Here is a 26,918-nt window from a genome sequence, read left to right as displayed (position 1 = left end):
AAAAACAACGACGCACTTGTAAACTTAAATACTTCACAACAGTGCGTCGTTGTGTGCGGTGCATTATAGGGATTTTCAAATCCCTTGCAAGTACTTTTTGTAAAAATATTTAAAAAAATGATCTTTTGGTGGAAATATAAACGGATCCCTCAAAAGTGCGGTTAAAATGCTCAAATTTTTATCGCTATAATTTCTTACGCAATGAAACTTCACCACCATTAAACATTTGGATTTTATTGCCACATAATACTTTTAGATAACCACGTTCATCTATGCCTTTTTCAATACCTGAAATAGCACCTTGTTCAGTAAGTACATTTACTTCACTATTTGAAAATGCATTATATGATTGCCATGCTTGTTGAAATTCCGTATTAATACCATTTTTCTCAAAGATATTTAAACGTGTATATAAATGTTGTATGAGTTTTGGTAATAAAGTTTGTCGCTCTAAATCAGGATCAATTTCACATACTTCCGCATAAGGCTGACTAATTTCTGTTTGTTTTGGCAACGACACATTAATACCTACGCCAATCACTAAATTGAGCATACCATTTTTATGATTAGCAATTTCAACTAAAATGCCACCTAACTTTCTTCCATCAAACAAAATGTCATTTGGCCATTTCACTTGCACGTTTAGCACCTCTGCAATCGCTAAACCGATGACTAAACTTAATCCCTCAATTGATTTGCTAGGCTCAAACGTCCAATAAAAACTAAACATGATTTGCCCTGCAAAAGGTGATAGCCATTGACGACCACGTCGACCGCGTCCTGCAGTTTGATATTCAGCCACACAAAGATCGCCTTTTTTTAAGGAAGGAATATTTTGTAGTATCCATTCATTTGTAGAGGAAATAATCGGCTGATAATGGATACTATAAGGAAAAAGTGCGGTTGAAATTTGCTGAGGATTTAATAAAGGAAGACGAGGCACTAAGCTATAATCTTGGCCAGCAACGACAATTTCCAAACCTAGCTCACGTAATTGTTTAATGTCCTCTTCAATATGCAGAGAAAACTTTTCCAATTCAAACCGCACTTTCGGCTGACAATCAGCTAAATATGTCAATAAAGCGAAATTCATCATTTATTCCTTGTAGCAAACGGAGCGAAAATCATAGCACAAATCCAAAAATTTCGTTTTCAAAATCAAGTAAAATCTGTATAATCCCGCCGCAATATTTTTTAACTTCAACTTAGCGAGAATATTGCAATGTCATTACGCATTAAACAAGAAGCTCTTACTTTTGACGATGTTCTACTCGTCCCAGCACATTCAACAGTGCTTCCAAATACAGCCAATCTTTCAACCAAACTCACTAAAGAAATTACTTTGAATATTCCTATGCTTTCAGCAGCAATGGATACCGTAACCGAAACTAAACTTGCGATCTCTTTGGCGCAAGAAGGTGGCATTGGCTTTATTCATAAAAATATGACCATTGAACGCCAAGCAGATCGTGTGCGTAAAGTGAAAAAATTCGAAAGCGGTATTGTTTCTGAACCAGTAACTGTTTCACCAAATTTAACGCTTGCCGAACTTGCTGAAATGGTGAAGAAAAACGGCTTCGCTGGCTACCCTGTTGTAGATAGTGAAAATAACCTAATCGGTATCATTACTGGACGCGACACTCGTTTCGTGAAAGATTTGAGCAAAACTGTTTCACAAGTCATGACGAAAAAAGAAGACTTGGTGACAGTAAAAGAAGGGGCTAGTCGCGAAGAAATTTTGGAATTAATGCATCAACACCGTGTTGAAAAAGTATTAGTAGTTAATGATAGTTTCAAACTTAAAGGCATGATTACCGTTAAAGACTTCCAAAAAGCAGAACAAAAACCAAATGCATGCAAAGATGAATTTGGTCGCTTACGTGTCGGTGCCGCAGTAGGTGCAGGTCCTGGTAACGAAGAACGTATTGATGCATTAGTAAAAGCTGGCGTAGATGTATTATTAATCGACTCATCTCACGGTCATTCAGAAGGCGTATTACAACGCGTTCGTGAAACTCGAGCAAAATATCCAAATTTGTCTATCGTTGCGGGTAACGTAGCGACTGCTGAAGGTGCTATCGCACTTGCAGACGCAGGCGCAAGCGCAGTGAAAGTAGGTATCGGCCCTGGTTCAATTTGTACTACTCGTATCGTAACCGGGGTGGGTGTTCCACAAATCACTGCTATAGCAGATGCAGCAGCAGCATTAAAAGATCGTGGTATTCCAGTTATCGCGGACGGTGGTATCCGTTTCTCAGGTGATATTGCAAAAGCTATCGCTGCAGGCGCAAGCTGTGTAATGGTTGGTTCTATGTTCGCAGGTACAGAAGAGGCTCCAGGTGAAATCGAACTTTACCAAGGTCGTGCATTTAAATCTTATCGTGGTATGGGCTCATTAGGTGCCATGGCGAAAGGCTCTTCAGACCGTTACTTCCAATCGGATAACGCTGCAGACAAACTCGTACCAGAAGGTATCGAAGGCCGTATTCCATACAAAGGTTACTTAAAAGAAATCATCCACCAACAAATGGGTGGCTTACGTTCTTGCATGGGCTTAACTGGCTGCGCGACCATAGAAGAATTACGTACGAAAGCAGAATTCGTTCGCATCAGTGGCGCAGGTATTAAAGAAAGCCATGTTCATGACGTAACCATTACTAAAGAAGCGCCAAACTATCGTATGGGCTAACAATGAATAAAAGAGCGGTTAAATTTGCCCGCTCTTTTGAACTGTTTCAGGCAATAAAAGGAACTATAATGAAGAAATTTATATTACTGATTCCATTTATTCTATCGGCCTGCACATTACTCGGTCCAACTTATACTGGGGAAACAACCGCAGACGATTTACTAAAATATGATACGGCAAGTAACATTAACCTATTTTTTAGAGCAATCCATAATTGTACGCCAAAACAAATTCACACTCAGATAGATGATGTAAAACTAAACAACAAAACTTCCACTGTAGACTTAGTGAATGAAACTTGGACGGTAAAAGGCTGTAATAAGACTGAAACATTTCACATCAAATATATCAGCGATGGACATGGTGGAACTTACATCAATATGACAAAACAAAATTAACATAAGGCAAAAAATGACAAATATTCACAATCACAAAATCCTAATCCTCGACTTTGGTTCACAATATACTCAACTAATTGCTCGTCGTGTACGTGAAATTGGTGTGTACTGCGAACTTTGGGCGTGGGATGTGACTGAAGAACAAATCCGTGAATTTAATCCAGACGGTATCATTCTTTCTGGCGGCCCTGAAAGTACCACTGAAAAAAACAGCCCTCGTGCACCGGAATATGTGTTCAATGCAGGTGTACCGGTGCTCGGCGTTTGCTACGGTATGCAAACTATGGCGATGCAACTTGGCGGCTTAACCGAAACGTCTGAGCACAGGGAGTTCGGCTATGCTTCAGTTTCTCTTGAAAATTCCACCGCACTTTTTGCCAATCTTAATGATAACTTGACAGCAAATGAGCCGACTTTAGATGTTTGGATGAGCCATGGTGACAAAGTGACTCGTTTACCTCAACACTTCCAAGTAACAGGTACGACTCCAACCTGCCCAATTGCCGCCATGTCTGATGAAAGCCGTCGTTTCTACGGCGTACAATTCCACCCAGAAGTAACCCACACTAAAAAAGGTTTAGAATTATTAACTAATTTTGTCGTGAATATCTGTGGTTGCGAAACCAAATGGACAGCTGAAAACATTATCGAAGATGCCGTTGCTCGTATTAAAGAGCAAGTCGGTGATGATGAAGTGATTTTAGGCTTATCTGGTGGTGTGGACTCTTCTGTGGTCGCATTACTTTTACACCGTGCCATCGGTAAAAACTTACACTGCGTATTCGTGGATAACGGCTTGCTTCGCTTGCACGAAGGCGATCAAGTCATGGAAATGTTCGGTGATAAATTCGGTTTAAATATTACCCGTGTTGATGCTGAAAGCCGTTTCTTAGGTGAACTTGCGGGCGTATCGGATCCTGAAGCAAAACGTAAAATTATCGGTAAAGTATTCGTTGATGTATTCGATGATGAATCGAAAAAACTCACCAACGTGAAATGGTTAGCACAAGGTACGATCTACCCTGATGTCATCGAATCTGCAGCAAGCAAAACCGGTAAAGCACATGTGATTAAATCACACCACAACGTAGGTGGTTTACCAGACTATATGAAACTTGGATTGGTTGAACCGTTACGTGAATTATTTAAAGATGAAGTACGTAAAATCGGTTTAGCATTAGGCTTGCCGGCTGAAATGATCAACCGCCACCCATTCCCAGGTCCAGGCTTAGGCGTGCGCGTATTAGGTGAAGTGAAAAAAGAATACTGCGATTTATTACGCCGTGCAGATGCGATCTTTATCGAAGAATTACGCAATAGCGGTTGGTATGGAAAAACCAGCCAAGCCTTCTGCGTATTCTTACCGGTGAAATCTGTAGGTGTAATGGGAGATGGCCGTAAATACGATTGGGTTATCTCACTGCGTGCAGTAGAAACCATCGATTTTATGACCGCACATTGGGCACATTTACCTTATGATTTATTAGGCAAAGTGTCTAACCGTATCATCAATGAAGTGAATGGTATTTCCCGCGTAGTGTACGACATCAGCGGAAAACCACCAGCAACGATCGAGTGGGAATAGGACCAGAATAAATAACGCCTTGTAAAACAAGGCGTTATTTTTTAATTTAACAATGTTTTCGCTGCATCTATTACCACTGAAACGGCTTTTTCTTCAGTCTCTTTCATTGTCGCTTCATTTGGAATTTCTTGTTGAGTGCGGTTTACAATCACGCCTGCAACCATTCCTGCTCGTAGCCCCAATGCGCTACACATGGTAAACAATGTTGACGATTCCATTTCATAGTTCATAACATTCAAATCTTGCCACTGCTTAAGTAGTCCTTGGTAATCACGATATACTTTACCACTATAGGTATCATAACGTTCTTGACCTGGATAGAATGTATCAGATGATGCAGTCACACCTACATAAGGTTCAATCCCTTTTGCTTTCGCTGCATTATAAAGTGCAGTTGTACATTCAAAGTTTGACACAGCCGGATATTCTAACGGTGCAAAATGGCGGCTTGCACCATCTAAGCGAACAGAAGCCGTTGTAATAAGAACATCACCCACATTAATATGTGGTTGAATTGCCCCCGTTGTACCAATCCGTAAGAAAGTGCGAATGCCAAGTTGAGCCAGTTCTTCCACACAAATTGAGGTTGATGGCCCACCAATACCGGTAGAGCATACAACAACAGGTTGCCCATTAAGATAACCTAACCATGAAGTAAATTCACGCGTGCTAGCAAGAAACTCTGGATTATCAAGTTGTTTAGCAATACGCTCACTACGCGCAGGATCGCCGGGGACAATAGCGAGTGTTGCGCCTTTAAGTTGAGATTTTGTAAGATTAAGATGGAATACATCTGACATAGTAGCCTCCTTATTATTTTTTTATTTTTATGTTGTATGTTTACATGCCCAAAAAATTAAAGCAATAGCATTGAACCCCATTTGATGATATCAAAGAAGAATTTATTTTCATTCGTCGCGATACCATCAGGATTTTTCGGTGTGCCATCTTCATTTTTCTGCACTTCCACCATGCCATTTTTATATTGACCTTTCACGACAGCCAAATCATCGCGCGCTTCATTACGTAATTTTAAACACGCCTGTTCAGTTAAAGGCTCAACATTACCTACTTCAGTACGGAATTTTTTAAACTGATAGCTTGCATAATTCATCGACTTCTCATCACCTTGAATAATCTTCACATATTGCTCGCCAATAATTTTTTCCAATGGATAGAAAAAGACATATTGTGAATGAATATAGCTATCTTCTTTAGAAAAATGCTGTTGCAAAATTCGAGTTAAATTTGGGTAAACGCATTGTTCTGCTTGCTTACTTGCAATCGCCCACTGTTTTGCATCTTGATCGGAAAGTTGGTAATCCGCCCCCGCAAATTCACCTGGGATTGCGGATTGTGAGCTACCAAATATTGAGCAGCCAGACAGCAATGCTGCCATACCTAAGGTTGCAATTAATTTCACATTTGATCCTTATAAAAGTGAGAATGCGCAAAATTCTAGCAATATCTTCACAACAGATAAAGCAGCAAATGAATTTAGTTTTCCTGATCCGAAAAACTTCCGCTATAATGACCACACTTTTTTACGTTAATTAAAAGGAATTCTCATGCAAAATCCAAAAGATGATGTGTTATATGCGCCTGTTGAGTGGGTTGATCACAGCGAAGGCTACAGCGACATTCGCTATCATAAATCTACTGACGGTATTGCCAAAATCACAATTAACCGCCCAGAAGTTCGTAATGCGTTCCGTCCACAAACAGTGAAAGAAATGATCACTGCATTTTCTGATGCACGTTTCGATGAAAACATTGGTGTCATTGTATTAACTGGCGAAGGCGAAAAAGCATTCTGTTCTGGTGGTGACCAAAAAGTGCGTGGCGATTACGGCGGTTACAAAGATGACAGCGGCGTACATCACTTAAATGTATTAGATTTCCAACGCGATATTCGTTCTTGTCCAAAACCAGTTGTGGCAATGGTGGCAGGTTATGCAATTGGTGGTGGCCATGTATTACATATGCTTTGCGACTTAACGATTGCTGCTGAAAATGCCATTTTCGGTCAAACTGGGCCAAAGGTCGGTTCATTCGATGGTGGTTGGGGCGCAAGCTATATGGCTCGTTTAGTGGGTCAGAAAAAAGCGCGTGAAATTTGGTTCTTATGCCGTCAATATAATGCACAAGAAGCATTAGACATGGGCTTAGTCAATACGGTTGTGCCTTACGCTGATCTTGAAAAAGAAACCGTGCGTTGGTGTCGTGAAATGTTACGCAATAGTCCAATCGCGATTCGTTGTTTGAAAGCGGCATTAAATGCGGATTGTGATGGTCAAGCAGGTCTTCAAGAATTAGCGGGTAACGCAACAATGTTGTTCTACATGACTGAAGAAGGTCAAGAAGGTCGCAATGCGTTTAACGAAAAACGCGCCCCAGACTTCAGTAAATTCAGACGTAACCCTTAATTTATCGTTCTAAAGTGCGGTTAAAAATCTTCGTGAATTTTGACCGCACTTTTGTATTGGGAGCAAACATGGCTGAAAAATCATTTAATCTTTACCGTTATTCCATCCCTGTTGATAGCCAACTTATTCTGCGTGATCGTTTTTTAAAACGCCGTGAAGGCTTAATCGTAAGAGTGAGTTGCAGCCGAGACGGTTGGGGAGAAATCGCCCCGCTACCTGGTTTTAGCGAAGAAACCTTAGACCAAGCTCAAAAACAAGCAATTGAATGGCTAACGACATGGTGCAATGCAAGCTGTGACGCACCTCGCGTACCATTAGATGGCACCTATCCCTCCGTTGCTTTTGGTATCAGTTGCGCAATGGATGAAATGAAAGGTTATTTACAAGCTGAAGGCAATTATCATACGGCACCACTTTGTTATGGTGATCCCGATGAACTGTACGCCAAACTTGCGAGCATAGAAGGCGAGAAAGTGGCAAAGATGAAAGTGGGCATATACGAAGCCAATCGCGATGGATTAATTGCCGATATGTTTTTAGAAGCCATTCCTGATTTACAATTACGACTAGATGCAAACCGCCATTGGTCATTAGAAAAAGCGTTGCAATTTGCCGCTAAGGTCAAACCTCAACATAGAAAACGTATTCAATTTTTAGAAGAGCCTTGTAAAACACAAGAACTCAGCCGTGAATTTGCAGCGCAAACCGATATTGCGATTGCATGGGATGAATCCGTGCGAGAGCCTAATTTCTGCATAGAAAAAGAACCGCACTTATCGGCTGTCGTAATCAAACCCACTTTAATTGGTTCAATTCAACGTTGTGCTGAACTCATTAACCAAGCACATTCGTTAGGCCTAAAAGCGGTTATTAGTTCAAGTATCGAAAGCAGTTTAGGGCTCTCTCAGCTAGCGCGAATCGCACAACAATACACCCCGAATGTAACGCCAGGCTTAGACACGTTAGATTTGATGGAATATCAAGTGCTACGCGCTTGGCCTGGTTCTAATTTACCTATTGTGGATTTAGAATCTGAATTTATCACTAAAATTATCTGATTCGACCACCCAAAATCGAAAAATCAGTATAATGCGCCACACAAAAAGGATTAAAAATGTCGCAAATACACAGAATTTTGCTGTTAAATGGCCCGAACTTAAATATGTTAGGGGCTCGCGAGCCAAAACATTATGGCAGTATTTCTCTAGCATCCATTGAAGAGAAAATACAAACATTAGCCACTCAGCACAATGTAAAAGTGGAATGTTTTCAAGCCAATAGTGAAGAAAAATTAATTAATAAGATCCACGAAAGTTTTCAGCAAGTCGATTTTATTTTAATTAATCCTGCTGCTTACACCCATACCAGTGTAGCATTGCGCGATGCACTTTTAGCTGTTTCAATTCCTTTTGTGGAGATTCATTTATCCAACGTACATAAACGTGAACCATTTCGTCATCATTCTTATTTTAGCGATGTGGCTGAAGGCGTTATTTGCGGTTTAGGCGCAAAAGGTTACGAGTTTGCCTTTTTATTTGCTATCGATTACCTTGCTAAAAAATAAGAAAATCGAGCATTTTTGGCGAAATTCACAGAATTTTATCGCAAATTTGCAAAATTTAAGGTAATCTTTACAACGCAAAAATAAGTTTATTCATAACCGCACTTTTTCATTTAAAAGTGCGGTTAAAATTTCAATCTTTTTAGGAAGAACGTATGGACATTCGTAAAATCAAAAAATTAATCGAATTAGTAGAAGAATCTGGCATTACTGAATTAGAAGTGCAGGAAGAAGAAGGTACAGTACGTATTAGCCGTGCAGCGCCAGCAGTTACTCCAGCAGCAGTTCAATACGCTGCAGCACCAGTAGTAGCACCAACTCCAGCTGCTACGCCAGCTCAAGCCCCAGCAGCTGCGACACCAGCACCAGCTGCATCTAATGAAGTATCAGGCCATCTTGTACGTTCACCAATGGTAGGAACGTTCTATCGCAGTCCAAGCCCAGAAGCAAAAGCATTCGTTGAAGTGGGTCAATCTGTGAAAGTTGGCGACGCGCTTTGTATCGTTGAAGCAATGAAAATGATGAACCGCATTGAAGCGGACAAAGCTGGTGTAGTAAAAGCAATTCTTATCAACGACGGTGACGCTGTTGAATTCGACGAACCATTAATCGTTATTGAATAATTTCCAATATTTTCGTCGGGCGGACTTTAGTCCGCCTATTTCATATACAAACAATTAGAGCGAATTTATCGTAGGCAATATAAATTGAAATCTGTGCACACCAAATTTTATAGGGAGAACAATATTTCAATAACCTACATAAAAATTCACGTCTATATGACTAAACGGACTCTTTTATGTTAGAAAAAGTTGTGATTGCTAACCGCGGTGAAATTGCACTACGCATTTTACGTGCTTGTAAAGAATTAGGTATTAAAACTGTGGCGGTTCACTCCACTGCCGATCGTGATTTAAAACACGTTTTACTTGCTGATGAAACCGTTTGTATCGGTCCAGCACCTTCCGCAAAAAGTTATTTAAATATTCCAGCTATCATTGCTGCCGCTGAAGTAACAGGCGCAGATGCAATTCATCCAGGATACGGTTTTTTATCTGAAAATGCTGATTTTGCTGAACAAGTTGAACGCTCAGGTTTCACTTTCATCGGCCCAACTGCGGATGTCATCCGTTTAATGGGCGATAAAGTTTCAGCTATTAAAGCGATGAAAAAAGCAGGCGTGCCTTGTGTACCTGGTTCGGATGGCCCTGTAGGTAACGACATTGCTAAAAATAAAGAAATTGCTAAACGTATTGGCTATCCAATCATCATCAAAGCATCCGGCGGTGGTGGCGGCCGAGGAATGCGTGTCGTTCGTGGCGAAGACGCATTAGAAGAATCTATCGCGATGACCAAAGCCGAAGCGAAAGCCGCATTCAACAATGATATGGTCTATATGGAAAAATACTTAGAAAATCCACGTCACGTGGAAATTCAAGTATTAGCAGACACGCATGGCAATGCAGTTTATTTAGCTGAACGTGACTGCTCAATGCAGCGTCGTCACCAAAAAGTTGTAGAAGAAGCGCCAGCTCCAGGTATCACAGAAGAAGTTCGCCGCGATATCGGCTCTCGCTGTGCAAAAGCTTGTGTAGAAATCGGCTATCGCGGAGCAGGTACGTTTGAATTCTTATATGAAAATGGGGAATTCTATTTCATTGAAATGAATACTCGTATTCAAGTGGAACACCCTGTAACTGAAATGATTACAGGTGTAGATTTAGTGAAAGAGCAATTACGCATTGCAGCAGGCTTGCCGATCTCCTTTAAACAAGAGGACATCAAAGTTAAAGGCCATGCAATAGAATGCCGTATTAACGCAGAAGATCCAAAAACATTCTTACCATCTCCAGGCAAAGTAAATCACTTACATTCGCCTGGCGGGTTGGGCGTTCGTTGGGATTCTCATGTTTATGGTGGCTATACAGTACCTCCACATTATGATTCTATGATCGCAAAACTTATCACTTATGGTGATACGCGTGAAGTTGCAATCCGTCGTATGCAAAATGCATTATCTGAAACAATTATTGATGGTATCAAGACCAACATCCCACTTCATGAATTAATTCTTGAAGATGAAAATTTCCAAAAAGGCGGAACCAACATCCACTATTTGGAGAAAAAATTAGGTATGCATGAATAATTAAATTTTAAATGGCTAACAAGTGTTAGCCATTTTCGCATATCCCTAAAACTTATTTAATGATAATAAATACTAGAATCAGCAAAACATTTTGAATTATTCAAAAAAGTTGTAAGATTAGCAAACATAAGGGGCGTATAAAATATATGCCCCTTATACCATTCAAAAATATACTTTCACTTATAAAAATTTTAAGGAAGAAACATGACATTAAAACAACGTTACCAACAAGCGGCCAAGGAAGCTAGTTGGGCATTAGGTCTATCTATTTTATATGTGATAGGTTGGTGCTTATGTGCTTATTTGCCTAAAGAAACTCAAGGGCCGATTGGTTTCCCCCTCTGGTTCGAACTCTCTTGTATTTATTTGCCTATTCTGTTTATTGTAATTGGCCATTGGATTATCAAAATTATTTATCAAGATATCTCTCTTGAAATCAAGGATGAGGAGAATCAAAAATGAATTTAGGTATTATTCTCCCTTTAATTATTTATCTTGCATTTATATTTGGTGCTGCGATTTTCGCTTATGTAAAACGAACCAAAGGCGATTTCCTAACGGAATATTATGTAGGTAATCGCTCGATGACTGGTTTTGTTCTTGCAATGACAACCGCGTCAACTTATGCCAGTGCAAGTTCTTTTGTAGGCGGCCCTGGAGCAGCTTATAAATATGGATTAGGCTGGGTATTACTTGCGATGATTCAAGTCCCAGCAGTGTGGCTTGCATTAGGCGCATTAGGTAAAAAATTCGCGCTATTATCAAGAGAAACCAATGCGTTAACGATTAACGATCTTTTCCTTTATCGTTATAAAAACAAATATTTAGTCTGGCTATCAAGCCTTGCCCTTCTTCTCGCATTTTTTGCGGCCATGACCGTGCAATTTATTGGTGGTGCGCGTTTATTAGAAACAACCATAGGTATTTCTTATACTCAAGCATTGCTCTTATTTGCTTTAACGGTAGGTATCTATACATTTATCGGGGGGTTTCGTGCCGTCGTACTCACGGATACCATTCAAGGTACTGTCATGATTTTAGGTACTATTATTCTCCTTGTAGGAACCATTTATGCGCTCGGTGGGATAGAAAGTGCGGTTAATAAATTAACAGAAATCGATCCTGCGTTAGTCACGCCTTACGGGCCAAATGGAATGTTAGATTTTCAATTTATGGCTTCATTCTGGGTACTCGTCTGTTTCGGGGTCGTTGGTCTTCCACATACTGCTGTTCGATGCATGGCATTTAAAGACAGTAAAGCCTTACATAGAGGGATGCTAATTGGAACAATTGTTCTTTCCATCATTATGTTCGGTATGCACTTAGCCGGTGCGCTTGGTCGTGCAGTTATTCCAAATTTAACGGTATCGGATCAAGTGATTCCAACTTTAATGCTAAAAGTATTACCACCTATTATTGCTGGTATTTTCTTAGCCGCACCGATGTCAGCAATTATGTCCACAATTGATGCGCAACTTATTCAATCTTCTTCTATTTTTGTAAAAGATTTATATCTTTCTACGAAACCTGAAGCGGCAAAAAATGAGAAAAAAGTAAGTTATTTTTCATCTATTATCACGCTGATTTTGACCGCACTTTTAATCTTTGCCGCCCTCAACCCACCAGATATGATTATTTGGTTAAACCTATTTGCCTTTGGTGGACTCGAAGCCGCATTTTTATGGGTGATTGTGCTGGGTATTTACTGGGATAAAGCAAATGCTTATGGTGCGTTAAGCTCAATGATTATCGGCTTGGGAAGTTATATCTTGCTCACTCAACTTGGCATAAAATTATTTAACTTCCATCAAATCGTACCGTCATTAGTATTTGGATTAATTGCATTTTTAGTAGGTAATAAATTGGGCGAACGTCGTATCGAAAAAACTCAATTAAAAGTTACCGCACTTTAAGCATTAATCAATATGATGTCACCTTCTTCTAAATTAGAGGAAGGTGATATTTAATTTTCTCACTTTCAGAAAGTTCTACGCTAAAACACAGAATTGGAACAATTCACAAGGATACATCAATGCTCTATCAAATTCTTGCGCTACTTATTTGGAGCAGTTCATTAATCGTCGGTAAACTCACTTATTCGATGATGGATCCTGTGCTTGTTGTGCAAGTGCGGTTAATTATTGCAATAATTATTGTCATGCCACTTTTTTTACGTCGTTGGAAAAAAATTGATAAACCCATGCGTAAACAGCTTTGGTGGTTGGCATTCTTTAACTATACCGCCGTATTTTTATTGCAATTCATCGGACTAAAATATACATCCGCATCCAGTGCAGTCACCATGATTGGGTTAGAACCGCTGCTCGTTGTATTTGTTGGACATTTCTTCTTTAAAGACAAAGCAAAATGGTTTCACTGGCTATTCGGCGCAATGGCATTTATTGGCGTGGCAATTTTAATCAATGGTGGAAAAAATAATGAAGGCATTGATAACATCAGTTTATTTGGCTGTTTATTAGTGCTAAGTGCTGGGATCATTTTCGCAGCCGTGTTACGTTGGACACAGCGAGTTGTGGCCAAAGTCTCAACGCAAGCTTATACCTCTGTCAGCATTGTACTTGGGACCATCACAACGTTGCCATTTACGCTATTGCTCACAGAAAACTGGCAAATATCATTAAATTCCACAGGTATTGCAGGTTTATTATATCTTGCCATTGGCTGTAGTTGGCTTGCCTATTGGTTATGGAATAAAGGCCTTAATAGTGTGGATGCCAATATCTCCGGTATTTTAGTTGCACTTGAGCCGTTATTCGGCATCTTATTTGCCGTATCATTACTTGGCGAAACGCTATCATTTTCAGCCGCACTTGGTATAACAATCATCATGCTCGCCACACTTGGCTCGACTTTACTGCCGAAAATTTTGAAAAAATCGGTATAATACGCCCCATTTTATGAAATCAAAGGAAAAAACAAATGGCTTGGATTCAAATTCGCCTCAATAGCACCAATGAAAAAGCAGAACAAATGAGTGATTTTTTAGAAGAAATCGGCTCCGTTTCTGTGACTTTTATGGATAGTCAAGATACTCCGATTTTTGAGCCTTTGCCTGGTGAAACTCGTTTATGGGGCAACACCGATGTTATTGCGTTATTTGATGCAGAAACAGATATGGCAGAAATCGTCCGATTATTAAAAGAAGCAAAATACTTAGATAACAATACGGCATACAAAATTGAACAAATAGAAGACAAAGACTGGGAGCGCGAGTGGATGGATAACTTTCACCCAATGCAATTTGGTAAGCGTTTATGGATTTGTCCCAGTTGGCGTGATGTGCCTGATGAAAGCGCCGTCAATGTGATGCTTGACCCAGGCTTAGCGTTTGGTACAGGTACTCATCCTACAACCGCGCTATGTTTAGAATGGCTAGATGGCCTAGATTTAAAAGATAAAACCGTCATTGATTTTGGTTGTGGTTCAGGTATTTTAGCCATTGCTGCATTAAAACTTGGTGCGAAAAGTGCAGTGGGAATTGATATCGATCCACAAGCGATTCTAGCTAGTCGTAATAATGCCGAGCAGAATGGCGTAGCTGATCGCCTACAACTGTTCTTATCTGATGAAAAACCCGCTGATTTAAAAGCAGATGTCGTGGTGGCAAATATTCTTGCTGGCCCGCTCAAAGAACTTTACCCAATCATTAGTCAACTTGTTAAACCTAATGGCGATCTTGGTTTATCAGGCATTTTAGAAACTCAAGCTCAATCGGTATGCGATGCCTATGCACAAACATTTGCGTTAGAGCCAGTCGCAGTCAGAGAAGAATGGTGCCGAATTACGGGTAAACTAAAAACGCTTTAATTTCTTTTTGTCAATCAAAAAAAGTGTATTTTTTAAACAAATTTCACTTTGCAAAGTAAGGCAAAATGCGTATTATAGCCAGCCTTGTCGGTCGTCGACCAGTTCGACACTAATTAGATTTAGGCTTGCTAGGAAGGTAACGTAAAATGCGAATCGGTTCATACCAATTAAAAAATCGTGTTTTACTTGCACCAATGGCTGGCATTACCGACCAGCCTTTCCGTCGCCTTTGTGCATATTATGGTGCTGGACTCACATTTTCAGAAATGATGTCCACAAATCCGCAAGTTTGGCATACCGAAAAATCCAAATTGCGCTTGGCACATAGCGAAGATTTAGGTCTCAATGCTGTGCAAATTGCAGGTAGTGACCCACTCGAGATGGCACAAGCCGCTGCCGTCAACGTGGAATATGGCGCTCAAATCATTGACATTAATATGGGGTGCCCCGCCAAAAAAGTAAATCGCAAACTCGCAGGCTCTGCATTGTTGCAATTTCCAGATTTGGTGGAAAAAATCTTGCGGGAAGTAGTGTCCGCCGTCAATGTGCCAGTGACCTTAAAAATTCGTACTGGCTGGGATAAATCTAATCGAAACTGCGTTCAAATCGGCAAAATTGCAGAACAATGTGGCATACAAGCATTAACGGTGCATGGTCGTACACGCGCTTGTCTTTTTGAAGGTGAAGCAGAATATGACAACATCAAAGCCGTTAAACAAGCAATTGCCATACCGGTCATAGCCAATGGTGATATTGATTCTGCTCGGAAAGCAAAATTCGTTCTCGATTATACTGGAGCGGATGCCATTATGATCGGTCGTGCTGCGCTAGGTAACCCTTGGCTATTTCAAGCTGTGGAAAACCTAATTGAGCATGACTCGATAAGCCAAATGCCAAGTTTAAACGAAAAGTGCGGTCAAATTTTGCGTCATATTCAAGAATTACATCAATTCTATGGCGAACAAAAAGGCTATCGCATTGCGCGTAAACACGTGGCTTGGTATTTACAGGGAATTCAACCTGATTCCGTTTTTAAACAGACTTTTAATGCAATTAGTGATCCAAAAGAGCAACTCATTGTATTGGAAGATTTTTTCAATTTAATTTTGGATAAAGAAAAATGTTAGAACAACAACGTAATCCTGCTGAAGCCTTAACGGTATCAGTATTAAATGCGCAATCACAAGTAACCAACAAACCATTACGCGATTCAGTAAAACAAGCATTGCGTAATTATTTAGCGCAATTAGATGGTCAAGATGTGAATGATCTTTACGAATTAGTATTAGCGGAAGTTGAACACCCGATGTTAGATATGATTATGCAATATACTCGTGGTAATCAAACCCGTGCAGCAAATATGCTTGGTATCAACCGTGGTACATTACGTAAAAAACTAAAAAAATACGGTATGGGCTAAGTTATACGTTTTTTTAGATAGGAAAGGGCGAACATTTTTATGTTCGCCCTTTTCATTCAATCAGATAAAGCACAAGCTATAACCTGTGCTTTAAATTTATCTTAAAATCAACCGCACTTTATTCTACGGTGACGGATTTCGCTAAGTTACGAGGTTGATCTACATCAGTACCTTTAATTAAAGCCACATGATAAGAAAGCAACTGCATTGGGATGGTATAAAAAATCGGTGCAACGATATCATTGACTTTTGGCATCGTGATAATTTTCATTCCTTCACTTGGCGTAAATCCTGCTTCTTTATCGGCAAATACATATAATTGACCACCACGAGCTCGCACTTCCTCAATGTTCGATTTTACTTTTTCTAATAATTCATTATTTGGTGCAACGACAATTACTGGCATATCGGCATCAATTAACGCTAATGGCCCGTGTTTCAATTCTCCCGCCGCATACGCTTCAGCGTGAATATAAGAAATCTCTTTCAATTTCAAAGAGGCCTCTACGGCAATGGGATAAAATGCACCACGACCTAAGAAAAGCGCATGATGTTTTTCAGCAAAATCTTCAGCCAATGCTTCAATTTCTGTATCAAATGCTAACGCTTTTTCAATTTCCGCAGGTAAAGATTGCATTGCTTTGATAATCTCATGCTCTTTTTCTGCAGAAATATGACCTTTAACTTTACCAAGTGCCGTCACCAACATTAATAACGCAGCAAGCTGTGTCGTAAATGCTTTTGTCGATGCCACCCCAACTTCAACACCAGCACGCGTCATAAATGCAAGATCTGATTCGCGTACTAGCGAAGAGCCAGCAACATTACAAATTGTTAATGCCGCCATGTAGCCCTTTTCTTTCGCTAAACGGAGTGCGGCTAAAGTATCGGCTGTTTCGCCAGATTGAGAAAGGGTAATCAATAAGCTATTTGGACGTGTAACAAATTTGCGATAACGGAACTCTGATGCAATTTCAACATCACAGCTCACTCCAGCCAAAGATTCAAACCAATAACGCGCCACCATACCTGCATTATAGGATGTACCACAAGCAACAATTTGAATATGCTCAACTTTTTCTAAAATGTCTTTTGCGCCATTGCCGATTGAATCGACAATCACATTTTCACGATTGAGACGTCCTTCCATTGTATTGATAAGTGCGGTTGGCTGCTCGTAAATTTCTTTCTGCATAAAATGACGGAATTTACCTTTCTCTGCCGCATCATTTTCAAGATTAGATTCGTGAATTTCACGCTCAACTTTATTTCCGTACGTATCATAAATATCAACTGTACGGCGTGTAATTTCTGCAATATCCCCTTCTTCTAAAAAGATAAAACGGCGGGTAACACTTAAAAGCGCAAGTTGATCTGAGGCTAAGAAATTTTCACCGATACCTAAGCCAATCACTAGCGGACTGCCAGAACGAGCTGCGACTAAATGTTCAGGATAACGGCTGTCCATTACCACCATACCATATGCGCCCGTGAGTTGTTTTACTGCTTTTTTCACAGCTTCTAAAAGTGAATCCGTGCTACGCATTTCCCACTCAACGAGGTGAGCGATCACTTCAGTATCTGTTTGTGATAAAAAGACATAACCACGAGATTTTAGTAATGCTCGAAGTTCCTCATGATTTTCAATAATCCCGTTATGTACTACGGCAAAGGTACCTGACACATGTGGATGAGCATTGGTTTCTGAAGGTTCACCATGCGTCGCCCAACGTGTATGCGCAATCCCTGTACCGCCAATCAATGGTTTCTCCGATACAGCCTCGTCTAAGGCTTTAACTTTACCTAAGCAGCGCACGCGTTGTAATTCATGATGTTCATTTACTACTGCAACGCCTGCAGAATCATAACCACGATATTCCAAACGATGTAAACCATTAATTAAGATTTCCGCTACATCACGTTGCGCTACCGCGCCGACAATACCACACATAAGCTTTCCTTATTGTTAATTAAATAAAAAATACGTCTACTTTTTAACCGCACTTTATACGCAAATTACTTCTACGCCATGAGCTAAAATGGCTTTTTTATCTTGTTCTGACAATCCTGTATCAGTAATAAGCACATCAATTTGTTGCCAAGTTAATTCTAAATTTGGCATTTTCCGACCAATTTTCTGAGATTCCACCATCACAACAACTTCGCGAGAAACTTCCGCCATCACCTGGCTTAACCCTACAAGTTCATTAAAGGTCGTAGAACCTCGCGCTAAATCAATGCCATCAGCACCAATAAAAAGTTGGTCAAAATCGTAAGAACGTAGCACCTGTTCAGCTACTTTTCCTTGAAACGATTCCGAACGAGTATCCCAAGTTCCACCAGTCATCAGCAATGTTGGCTCATTTTCTAATGCTCTCAATTCCGTTGCCACGGAAAGAGAATTCGTCATTACAACTAAGCCTTGTTTTAAATTAAGTTGTTTAATCAGAGTCGCCGTAGTACTACCGCTATCTACTATAATGCGGTTGTGATCTCGAATACGTTCAGCGGCAGCTTTCGCTATGACAAACTTTCGCTCCGTAAGTTCATCATTTTCGTTTTCATCCATAATTTCTTTTGGCATTAAAATTGCGCCACCATATTTACGCAATAAAAAACCACTTGTTTCTAGCGCACTTAAGTCTTTCCGAATAGTCACTTCAGATATATCAAAAAGCTGAACTAGTTGATCCACACTCACCTCACCTTGCTCTTGTAAAAATTGCATAATGGTATGACGACGTTGTTTAGTATTACGAGGCTGGCTATTTCTTTTCATTAAGCTATCTTTAGATACAAAAGTTTCGTTTCGAAATTTTATATAAACGATATTGTTTTGTAAAGTAAATTTTTGTCAACAAAAAACCCTGCTCATTGGCAGGGTTTAAAATCATTCAAATATTAATTATTTAATTGCGTCTTTTAATGCTTTACCAGATACGAATGCTGGTACTTTAGATGCGGCGATTTTAATTTCAGCACCAGTTTGTGGGTTACGACCAGTACGCGCTGCGCGTTTATTTACTTTGAATGTACCGAAACCGATTAATTGTACAGGCTCTTCTTTTTTAAGACTTGCTGTGATTGCATCTAAAGTAGCTTCTAATGCAGCCTTAGCTTGTTTTTTATTTAATTCTGCTGCGCTTGCAATCGCATCAATTAGATCTGTTTTGTTCATAAATTTGTACCTTCTGTTAAAAGAAAAATTTTACTATTTAAATACGCCAGCGGACTTTACCGCAATAGCTTTGCAAAGGATAATCTAACTTTCAAAGAAATAAAAGAAAGATTTTCATTTTTTGTGACAAATATCACATTATTGATGGAATTCTATACCAATATTAGATATACCTTCAGCTCTAATTTCATTCTTTAAGCCTAAAATTAAAGCAATATCTCGCTTTTCACACTCTTTAAGCAAACGATAAACTTGCCATTGTATATCTAATTCACCTTGGATATCTTCACTTTCTTTCAATTCATGTTCAGTCCAATCTCGTCCTGTTTCAGTTTCTAGCAAACTCGTGATTGTACCTAAAGAAATTTGACTAATTTCAACCGCTCTTTCTAAGGTTTCGCCCGCTATGATGCCGTGTAATATCTCTGAAAGAGATTGACACGCATCTAATGCTGGAATAACCCCAAAACTATTATAATCATTTACATCAGGAATAATTTCTTCTAATTTTTCAAGCTGACTCTCAAAATTGATTTTCGCATCTTTTACGGTTAAATATTCCCATACTAGATTAAGTATGTTTTGATAAACCTTTATTTCCATTTCAAGATTATTCATCTGACAGAATAAATTGAAATTAGGTGCCATTCGTTCACATAATGCAGCCATAAAAGTAAGATGTTGCCAACTTTCTAAATTCTCCAAACGTTTATGAATTGGATTTCGCATGATATTCTCTTATTTATGATAGATTCTAGAATAATGGTGCACCGCATCTACAAAAACTTTAGGTGCATTTTCTGGCACATCTTGATGAATTCCATGCCCAAGATTAAATACATGACCACTTCCAGTACCAAAATCAGCTAAGATTGATTGAACTTCTTGTTCGATACGCTCTGATGATGCATATAATACGCTTGGATCCATATTACCCTGCAATGCAACTTTATGCCCTACACGTGCTTTAGCATCAGCAAGATTCACTGTCCAATCTAATCCAATCGCATCACATCCGGTATTAGCTATGGCTTCTAACCATAAACCACCACCTTTGGTGAACAATGTTACGGGGACTCGACGACCATCATTCTCACGAATCAATCCATCTACAATTTTATGCATATACTGAAGAGAGAAAGCTAAATATTCTCTATGTCCCAACACTCCGCCCCAAGTATCAAAGATCATCACAGCCTGAGCGCCAGCCTTAATTTGGGCATTCAAATAAAGCGTGATGGAATCAGCTAATTTATCGAGTAATAAATGAAGTGTTTTCGGATCAGAATACATCATTTTTTTGATTTTTCCGAAGGTCTTACTTGAGCCACCTTCTACCATATAAGTAGCTAATGTCCAAGGACTACCAGAGAAACCAATAAGAGGGACCTCGCCTTTTAGCTCACCACGAATTGTGCGTACAGCATTCATAACATATTGAAGTTCTTCCTCAGGATCTGGAATAGGTAAATTTTCTACCGCGCTTTTACACTCAATTGGTCGGGCAAATTTAGGACCTTCCCCCGCACCAAAACTTAAACCTAGCCCCATAGCATCTGGAATAGTCAAAATATCAGAAAATAAAATCGCAGCATCTAAATCATAACGACGAAGCGGTTGGAGCGTCACCTCACAAGCTAAGTCAGCATTGCGACAAAGTGACATAAAATCTCCTGCTTGGGCACGCGTCGCTTTATATTCAGGCAAATAACGTCCAGCTTGACGCATCATCCAAACAGGGGTGTAATCCACTGATTCACGTAATAAAGCTTTTAAATAACGATCATTTTTTAATACTGACATTTAGATTTCCTTCTGATTATCCTCTGCTCGACAAAGCTCAAGCGTCGTATGTATAAGTTTATGTGCGATAGTACCTGTTGGCGGTAATTCTGGCAAGGGTTGATCATAAGAAAACCACTTCGCATCATGAATTTCACTTTCCTGCAAAGTAATTTCACCGCTCTCATAATCAGCAAGAAAACCGACCATTTGAGAATTCGGAAATGCCCAAGGCTGGCTACCAAAATAACGAATATTTTTTATCAAAATCCCTGTTTCCTCAAAAACCTCTCTCCGCACCGCTTGTTCAAATGTTTCACCGACCTCTACAAAACCTGCAAGAGTGGTATACATTCCTCCGTTCGGGTGATAATGACGCTTGTGATTAGCAAGCAATATTTCTTTGCCACGTCGAATTGCAACAATAATGGATGGGCAAATTACAGGATAAGTTCGATACCCGCAGTGAGTGCATTGCACGGCAAGCTCTTCTTGAGTTTGTTGTGTTTTATGACCGCACTTTCCACAGAATTTATGGGTTTTCAGGAAATGATTAATTTCCACACCTCGGCTTAATACATGGAATTCATCCTCTGGTAGTGAAAGTAATCCACGTAAACTTACATATTCCCGTTCATCACTTTCTTGCTCAGCCACAAGCCGTAACGGATGATTTTTCCATTCCCCGATTTGCATTGCCTGCAATCCTTCCATTCCAAGTGTTTTAGCCGTACCACAAGGCAACTCATTATTCAGCAAATAAAGATTCGAACCTTGAGTAAGCAACCAATAACCAAAATCATCTGGATGAAGTGTTTTCATTTTTTACTCCATAAAAATAACCGCACTTTCAAAGTGCGGTTATTATAAATCTTCTTTTTACCACTCACTAATAATAAGAGTGCTCTCCACGCTGATGTTCGGTTACATCTTTTGCACCTTTTAATTCATTAGGGAATAGGCTAATAAGTTGTTTTTCTACGCCATCTTTTAACGTAACATCCACCATTGAGCAACCATTACAGCCACCACCGAATTGTAAAATTGCGTAACCATCTTCAGTAATTTCAATCAAGGTTATGCGTCCACCATGACTTGCAAGCTGTGGATTAATTTGAGTTTGAATCACATATTCAACACGTTCAATTAATGGCGCATCATCCGCCACCTTACGCATTTTAGCATTTGGTGCTTTTAAGGTAAGTTGTGCACCAAGCTCTTCGGTAACATAATCAATTTCTGCTTCTTCTAAAAAAGGCAAGCTAACCTCATCAACAAATGCAGAAAAAGTGTCATATTTCATTTCAAAATCACTTTCTTCCACGGCATTCGGTGGGCAATAAGATACGCCACACTCCGCATTAGGTGTGCCAGGATTAACTACGAAAATACGAATATTGGTTCCTTCTTCTTGCGTGTCTAAAAGTTTTCTAAAATGCGCTTGTGCGGCATCAGAAATAGCGATTTGCTGGGTTGCTTGTTCCATAATAATGTCCTAAATACTTGAGAGAAAGTATCGGGAATAATACGCTCATCGCGCTTTTTTTTCCAGTGCTTTATATTAAGCTCGCGCCAGCCCCCACACTTGGATCTCCTCCACTCCTAATTTTCTCAACAATTTTGATATTTCATTGAGTGTAGAACCAGTAGTAATCACATCATCCACCAATGCTACACGACGATAAGGAAATTCATTTTTCGAAACAGCAAGAGAAAAGGCATTTTTTAAATTCTGACGACGATCTTTTGCACTCAAACCACGTTGGGGATGCGTGTGTCTCACGCGTTTTACGATATTATTCAAATTAGGAATATCCAGCCAACGACTTAATTGCTGAGATAATAAATCAGCCTGATTATAACTCCGTCGCCACTGACGAAAATGATATAAAGGCACAGGAATGATTGCTTCTGGCAATTTAAGTTGATGCGTTCGTTTAGCATCACGCACCGCAAGATATAAAAGCCGAGCCAAAGTGCGGTCAATCCAAAATTGATTTTGAAATTTAAAACGGTGAATCAATACAGAAAGTGGTTCAATATAATGTCCAATAATGACTATCTTATCCCAGCTAGGTTCTTGTTTAAGGCAATTACCACAATGCTGCGCATAATATTGCAATTCCGAACCACAATGACCGCAATAAGGAAAAGATTTAATTTGTTTTTGGCAACGTGAACATAGCCCATTTTTTGCGACATAAAGATTGCCACGACAGTGGATACAGCGAAAATTAAAAAAATTCATCATCTAAAAAAGTTATTTTTTACCCGCACTTTTTTGCTTCAAAGCATCTAACGTTTCTCCTGCTTTTAAAATATGCGGCGTCACGAAAATCACTAGCTCACGTTTTTGATGTCGTTCACTTTCTTTACTAAACAATCGTTTAATCCCTGGTATATCGCCAAGTACTGGCACTTTATCTTCGCTTTTTGTGATCGTATCGTGGAACACGCCGCCAAGCACAATGGTTTCCCCATCTTTGGCAAAAACTTGAGTATTAATTTCTTGCTTATCAATAGAAACCACCTCGTTTTGTCCATAAGCGACACGAGAACCTGGGGAATTTTGGCTCACCAATAAATCAAGCAAAATATTGTTATCTTTAGAAATATGTGGTGTCACTTCCAAACCTAGCACTGCCTCACGAAATTCCACAGATTGCGTATCGTTACGAGTATTGCTCACAACATAAGGAATTTCTGTTCCCTGTTTAATACTCGCACTTTTCTTATTCGTGGTTAGTAAGCGAGGACTAGCGATAATTTCTACATTATTTTCACGCTCCAACGCACTCAATTCTAAATCAAGCAATCGCCCATTAATTTTCGCGACTTGTAATGCTATCGAGCCAGCAGGTGTCGTCGTTGTCGCAAAATTTACATTAAGATTATCCGCAATATTTTCAAAGCCATTACCGGCTAAGCTGCCGGCTACACGCGCAGCATTTTCCGTTGGATTAAAAATCCCCCACCGAACGCCAAGTTCTTTCAAACTCTCATCCGTAATTGTCACAATACGAGCTTCAATAGCGATCTGCTCAATAGGTTTATCCATTTCAGAAATTAATTTTTTAATATTTTGCACAGAACGAGGTTCATCCTGAATAACCAGTAAATTACTACGATCATCAAAGGTAATGCTCCCTGCAGGCGAAAGCAACGATCCACTTCCTGTTGTTAAGGATTTCATTAATTCAGAGGCTTTAGCAAAATGGAGTTTTACCGTATGGCTCACTAAGTGCAGTTCATTTGTAGCAAGATTTCCTGCAACTTGACCTTTGCCTGATAGCCCTCCATTCAGATAATAAATACCCTCATCTTTATTCAAAGTAAGCTTCTTACTTTTAGCGATTATTTGTAGCAAACGTGGCATGTCAATATTATCTAATTTCAAAGAAATATTGCCTTCTAGCGTCTCATCCATCACTAAATTGACGTCATGTTGGAAAGCTAATTGCTCCAGAGTTTGAGCTAAAGGCGCTTGCGACAAACGAATAAAAAAACGTTCGTTATCAGTTTTGGGGTTAGCAAAAACGATTAATGGCAACCAAAAATACATTAAAAAACAACCGCACTTTAAAAGATATTTCTTCATAATCTTCCTTTAAAAACTTAATTCTTTCTGTTCAGTGCTATCACATTGCTCACCGAGCTTACGCATAAATTGCACTTTATTTTGATGAATTTTTTCCACTAGATAGCCCTCTTTAGCCACATCAACGCCCTCTAAAACACTGTAAATTTGCAAATCCTGATCCTGCAATAACGCAAAGGCTTTATCTTTAGAAATCACTACGCCTACCAATTTTAAAGCGTTCAAAGGAATTTCAACTGCTTGGCGATTTTCATCCGCTCCACATAGATTATTAGGTACATCTGAGGAAATTATTTCTGTCTGTTCCATTACTGTTTGTGCGTTATCAAACTGAGAACTGTTACGCTGTGTTTTATCGAAAGGATCTTGTCCCCAACTACAATTCATAAAAAATAATATAATCAGGAAAAACCAATGTTTCATTTTGTCTCCTTATCTAGCTGAAAAATAATCTCGGTTTGCAATGGGCTGTCTTCGGGTTTCATAAATTGCAGCCGACTTACAGAAAGCTGTGACGTATTAGCTAAAAGTGCGGTTAAAAATGTCTTCGTTTTTTCAAAATGCCCTGTAAGCTGTAAATGCAAAATGGGCTGTTGCCCCATTTCCCAACGTAAATTCTGAGATAAACCGTTACGCGCAGCTAAACGTTGAATTTGTTTATTCAACGGCATAATTTGTGCAGCCTGTTCTGAAGAAAGTTTTCGGCTTTCCGATTGCTGCTGTAAAGAGGTTAAGATTTTCTGTTGATGCAACAATTCTGATCTTTTCCCTGCTAATTCACTTTCGATTTCATGGAAACGCGAGATCCCCTCAATATAATCTAAAACGGGGCGAAAAATCACCGCACTTAATAACAATAAAAAAGTTAAACCGTGCACACAAAAAGGCTGACTTAGCCATTTTCCAAAAGGTGTAAAAGGATCGTTAAAAAAGGCTTTCACTTTTCCTCTCCTTGTTCCATATCAAAGCGAAAAAACAATGTATGTTGTTCAGGCTGAACTTGACTTAATTTCACATTGGGGAAATGTTGCTTTAAAAATTGATGTACCGACTCAAATTCCATTTGATCTTGCGCTCGACCTTCCAAAATTAAGTTATGGCCATCTTGTTTAAATCGGTTTAATTCGCCTTTCTGAAGAGGCAATTCACTTAATCGTTGCAAACTATTTTGAACTTGCCCATTTGTGAGAGAGTGCAAAACTTCACCAACTTTCACCGCACTACGTAACAGATCAATTTGAGTGGTAGTTTTGTGAAGTTGCTGATTAAGTTGCTCAAAATACTTTTGCTGTGTCTGCAAATTTTGTTTCTGTTGTTCAATCAAATTGCTAAAAGCCAACATTAAATTAATAGCAAGTAAGATAAATAAGGCAACATAAAAAGCTAAACGACGTAAACGCTTTTGATATTGATAAATACGCCAAGGCAATAAATTCATCGACATTTAGCTACTCACTTTTTGTTGATGTAAATCTTTTTGCCACAGCGCATTGCCGAGCGCGATAAAGGGTAAATCTGTTTCTACTCTATGCCAGTGTTCTGGTAATGGTGTATGACTTGAAGGAATTTGATACACAAAAACTTGTTCAAGTTTTCCCTCAAAACGTTCCGTAAATTGCTCATAAAGTACAGTGAGATTTTCATGAGATTGTAAAATTTGCGATTGCTGAGATCTTTCACAAATCGCCAAACAATAGTCATCTTCTTGAAATAAAAATAAGGTATTTTCTGACCGCACTTGCTCATTCAACAAATATTGAAATGCACGCAAGATGCTATGAGGAACAATATCTAGCACATTAATTTTAAATGGTTGAAAATCTTGCAAATAAGTTTGAGCACTCGCCTCTCGAATGGCTGTAATCTCTAAACGGAAACCTTGCTTTAACGGAGTAGAAATATAATCAAACCACAATTCATCCAAAGGAATAGGCAACTCTTTCTCAATCACAAATTTACATTGTTGATGACATTCTTGCGCATTTAATATTTGCGGCAACATTAATACTTTCGACCAAGTCAAGTGAGCAGAAATACTCGCCACAAACTGCAAAGAAAAGGTTTTCCCTTGAGATTGGTTTTTTAAATGTCGCAAAAAACGATTTTTTAAATCACTATCATTGATAGAGGCTTGATAACATTGTGGCTGTTCAAGTTCATCAAACCACACAAAATCAAAATAACCCTGCTTACAATGAACTCCGATTTGTAAAGTGCGGTGATTTTTCAGGGAGAATTGCATATTCTTTCCTATTCTTTAAAGACTGAATCTTTTATACTTAGCAGCCAAATCATAGGTCTCTTGAC

The 26,918-nt window shown here is 39.3% G+C and carries 30 protein-coding genes; 14 read left to right on the top strand and 16 right to left on the bottom strand.

Annotated elements, in window-relative coordinates; translation table 11 throughout:
• Positions 1–184 precede the first annotated feature (184 nt).
• Positions 185–1,093, bottom strand: a complete 909-nt coding sequence (gene birA, locus A9501_RS09045) for a bifunctional biotin--[acetyl-CoA-carboxylase] ligase/biotin operon repressor BirA (RefSeq protein ID WP_065265638.1) — start codon at positions 1,091–1,093, stop codon at positions 185–187.
• 129 nt (positions 1,094–1,222) lie between these two features.
• Between birA and guaB the strand changes: the two genes are divergently transcribed.
• From guaB to guaA, 3 genes are read left to right on the top strand one after another with little or no spacing between them, the layout of a single operon-like run.
• A complete protein-coding gene (guaB, locus tag A9501_RS09040; RefSeq protein ID WP_065265637.1) occupies positions 1,223–2,689 on the top strand; it encodes an IMP dehydrogenase in 1,467 nt (488 codons plus the stop codon).
• Positions 2,690–2,691: 2 nt separating this feature from the next.
• Complete coding sequence (locus A9501_RS09035; protein ID WP_257006494.1) at positions 2,692–3,087, top strand: hypothetical protein; 396 nt, start codon at positions 2,692–2,694, stop codon at positions 3,085–3,087.
• A gap of 13 nt (positions 3,088–3,100) precedes the next feature.
• A complete protein-coding gene (gene guaA / locus A9501_RS09030; RefSeq protein ID WP_065265636.1) occupies positions 3,101–4,672 on the top strand; it encodes a glutamine-hydrolyzing GMP synthase in 1,572 nt (523 codons plus the stop codon).
• 41 nt (positions 4,673–4,713) lie between these two features.
• Here the strand turns inward: guaA and udp are convergent, their stop codons facing one another.
• The gene (udp, locus tag A9501_RS09025; protein WP_065265635.1) at positions 4,714–5,472 is read right to left on the bottom strand and encodes a uridine phosphorylase; all 759 of its coding nucleotides are present in this window, start codon (positions 5,470–5,472) and stop codon (positions 4,714–4,716) included.
• A gap of 56 nt (positions 5,473–5,528) precedes the next feature.
• Positions 5,529–6,095: a DUF5358 domain-containing protein gene (locus tag A9501_RS09020; protein ID WP_083071931.1), complete on the bottom strand. Its 567-nt coding sequence runs from the start codon at positions 6,093–6,095 to the stop codon at positions 5,529–5,531.
• Positions 6,096–6,240: 145 nt separating this feature from the next.
• Between A9501_RS09020 and menB the strand changes: the two genes are divergently transcribed.
• The 11 genes from menB to fis all read left to right on the top strand — a co-directional run bounded on the left by menB (position 6,241) and on the right by fis (position 16,053).
• Positions 6,241–7,098: a 1,4-dihydroxy-2-naphthoyl-CoA synthase gene (gene menB, locus A9501_RS09010; protein WP_005630980.1), complete on the top strand. Its 858-nt coding sequence runs from the start codon at positions 6,241–6,243 to the stop codon at positions 7,096–7,098.
• 68 nt (positions 7,099–7,166) lie between these two features.
• Positions 7,167–8,156 carry an o-succinylbenzoate synthase gene (menC, locus tag A9501_RS09005; protein WP_065265634.1) on the top strand — a complete coding sequence of 330 codons (990 nt, stop codon included), beginning with the start codon at positions 7,167–7,169 and terminating at the stop codon, positions 8,154–8,156.
• 56 nt (positions 8,157–8,212) lie between these two features.
• Positions 8,213–8,662, top strand: coding sequence for a type II 3-dehydroquinate dehydratase (gene aroQ / locus A9501_RS09000; protein ID WP_065265633.1), 450 nt, complete (start codon positions 8,213–8,215; stop codon positions 8,660–8,662).
• A gap of 152 nt (positions 8,663–8,814) precedes the next feature.
• Positions 8,815–9,282 (top strand): acetyl-CoA carboxylase biotin carboxyl carrier protein, encoded by a 468-nt coding sequence (accB, locus tag A9501_RS08995; protein ID WP_065265632.1) that lies wholly within the window; start codon positions 8,815–8,817, stop codon positions 9,280–9,282.
• Between the two features lie 176 nt (positions 9,283–9,458).
• The gene (accC, locus tag A9501_RS08990) at positions 9,459–10,805 is read left to right on the top strand and encodes an acetyl-CoA carboxylase biotin carboxylase subunit (RefSeq protein WP_065265631.1); all 1,347 of its coding nucleotides are present in this window, start codon (positions 9,459–9,461) and stop codon (positions 10,803–10,805) included.
• Between the two features lie 204 nt (positions 10,806–11,009).
• Positions 11,010–11,267: a YhdT family protein gene (locus A9501_RS08985; protein WP_005634512.1), complete on the top strand. Its 258-nt coding sequence runs from the start codon at positions 11,010–11,012 to the stop codon at positions 11,265–11,267.
• On the top strand, positions 11,264–12,718 hold the full coding sequence (panF, locus tag A9501_RS08980) for a sodium/pantothenate symporter (protein ID WP_065265630.1): 1,455 nt from the start codon (positions 11,264–11,266) through the stop codon (positions 12,716–12,718). The genes A9501_RS08985 and panF overlap by 4 nt, the downstream gene beginning before the upstream one ends.
• A gap of 119 nt (positions 12,719–12,837) precedes the next feature.
• Positions 12,838–13,710: a DMT family transporter gene (locus tag A9501_RS08975; protein ID WP_065265629.1), complete on the top strand. Its 873-nt coding sequence runs from the start codon at positions 12,838–12,840 to the stop codon at positions 13,708–13,710.
• Between the two features lie 35 nt (positions 13,711–13,745).
• On the top strand, positions 13,746–14,633 hold the full coding sequence (gene prmA / locus A9501_RS08970) for a 50S ribosomal protein L11 methyltransferase (RefSeq protein WP_065265628.1): 888 nt from the start codon (positions 13,746–13,748) through the stop codon (positions 14,631–14,633).
• Between the two features lie 146 nt (positions 14,634–14,779).
• Positions 14,780–15,760 carry a tRNA dihydrouridine synthase DusB gene (dusB, locus tag A9501_RS08965; RefSeq protein WP_065265627.1) on the top strand — a complete coding sequence of 327 codons (981 nt, stop codon included), beginning with the start codon at positions 14,780–14,782 and terminating at the stop codon, positions 15,758–15,760.
• Entirely contained in the window at positions 15,754–16,053 is a 300-nt protein-coding gene (gene fis, locus A9501_RS08960) for a DNA-binding transcriptional regulator Fis (RefSeq protein WP_009500196.1), read from the top strand. Before dusB ends, fis begins: the two co-directional genes overlap by 7 nt.
• A gap of 118 nt (positions 16,054–16,171) precedes the next feature.
• Here the strand turns inward: fis and glmS are convergent, their stop codons facing one another.
• The 13 genes from glmS to A9501_RS08895 form a co-directional block, all read right to left on the bottom strand.
• Complete coding sequence (gene glmS, locus A9501_RS08955) at positions 16,172–18,004, bottom strand: glutamine--fructose-6-phosphate transaminase (isomerizing) (RefSeq protein ID WP_065265626.1); 1,833 nt, start codon at positions 18,002–18,004, stop codon at positions 16,172–16,174.
• A gap of 54 nt (positions 18,005–18,058) precedes the next feature.
• On the bottom strand, positions 18,059–18,832 hold the full coding sequence (locus A9501_RS08950) for a DeoR/GlpR family DNA-binding transcription regulator (RefSeq protein WP_065265625.1): 774 nt from the start codon (positions 18,830–18,832) through the stop codon (positions 18,059–18,061).
• A 126-nt stretch (positions 18,833–18,958) separates the two neighbouring features.
• The gene (locus tag A9501_RS08945; RefSeq protein ID WP_048952927.1) at positions 18,959–19,231 is read right to left on the bottom strand and encodes an HU family DNA-binding protein; all 273 of its coding nucleotides are present in this window, start codon (positions 19,229–19,231) and stop codon (positions 18,959–18,961) included.
• Positions 19,232–19,369: 138 nt separating this feature from the next.
• Entirely contained in the window at positions 19,370–19,960 is a 591-nt protein-coding gene (locus A9501_RS08940) for a YjaG family protein (RefSeq protein WP_065265624.1), read from the bottom strand.
• Between the two features lie 9 nt (positions 19,961–19,969).
• On the bottom strand, positions 19,970–21,034 hold the full coding sequence (gene hemE, locus A9501_RS08935) for a uroporphyrinogen decarboxylase (RefSeq protein ID WP_065265623.1): 1,065 nt from the start codon (positions 21,032–21,034) through the stop codon (positions 19,970–19,972).
• The gene (nudC, locus tag A9501_RS08930; RefSeq protein WP_065265622.1) at positions 21,035–21,835 is read right to left on the bottom strand and encodes an NAD(+) diphosphatase; all 801 of its coding nucleotides are present in this window, start codon (positions 21,833–21,835) and stop codon (positions 21,035–21,037) included.
• 67 nt (positions 21,836–21,902) lie between these two features.
• Positions 21,903–22,499 (bottom strand): Fe-S biogenesis protein NfuA, encoded by a 597-nt coding sequence (gene nfuA / locus A9501_RS08925; RefSeq protein ID WP_065265621.1) that lies wholly within the window; start codon positions 22,497–22,499, stop codon positions 21,903–21,905.
• A 75-nt stretch (positions 22,500–22,574) separates the two neighbouring features.
• Positions 22,575–23,261 carry a ComF family protein gene (locus tag A9501_RS08920; protein WP_065265640.1) on the bottom strand — a complete coding sequence of 229 codons (687 nt, stop codon included), beginning with the start codon at positions 23,259–23,261 and terminating at the stop codon, positions 22,575–22,577.
• A 12-nt stretch (positions 23,262–23,273) separates the two neighbouring features.
• On the bottom strand, positions 23,274–24,611 hold the full coding sequence (locus A9501_RS08915) for a type IV pilus secretin PilQ family protein (protein WP_065265620.1): 1,338 nt from the start codon (positions 24,609–24,611) through the stop codon (positions 23,274–23,276).
• A 9-nt stretch (positions 24,612–24,620) separates the two neighbouring features.
• A complete protein-coding gene (locus A9501_RS08910; RefSeq protein ID WP_048952933.1) occupies positions 24,621–25,034 on the bottom strand; it encodes a pilus assembly protein PilP in 414 nt (137 codons plus the stop codon).
• Positions 25,031–25,552: a competence protein ComC gene (gene comC / locus A9501_RS08905; RefSeq protein ID WP_065265619.1), complete on the bottom strand. Its 522-nt coding sequence runs from the start codon at positions 25,550–25,552 to the stop codon at positions 25,031–25,033. Before comC ends, A9501_RS08910 begins: the two co-directional genes overlap by 4 nt.
• Positions 25,549–26,055, bottom strand: a complete 507-nt coding sequence (locus A9501_RS08900) for a competence protein B (protein ID WP_065265618.1) — start codon at positions 26,053–26,055, stop codon at positions 25,549–25,551. The genes comC and A9501_RS08900 overlap by 4 nt, the downstream gene beginning before the upstream one ends.
• Positions 26,056–26,853 (bottom strand): pilus assembly protein PilM, encoded by a 798-nt coding sequence (locus tag A9501_RS08895; protein WP_065265617.1) that lies wholly within the window; start codon positions 26,851–26,853, stop codon positions 26,056–26,058.
• Positions 26,854–26,918: the final 65 nt, after the last annotated feature.

The organism is Haemophilus sp. CCUG 66565, from assembly GCF_001679495.1.
GTDB classification, from domain to species: domain Bacteria; phylum Pseudomonadota; class Gammaproteobacteria; order Enterobacterales; family Pasteurellaceae; genus Haemophilus; species Haemophilus haemolyticus_K.
Note: the sequence above shows the minus strand (reverse complement) of the source record. Positions and strands in the feature narration are given on the sequence as shown.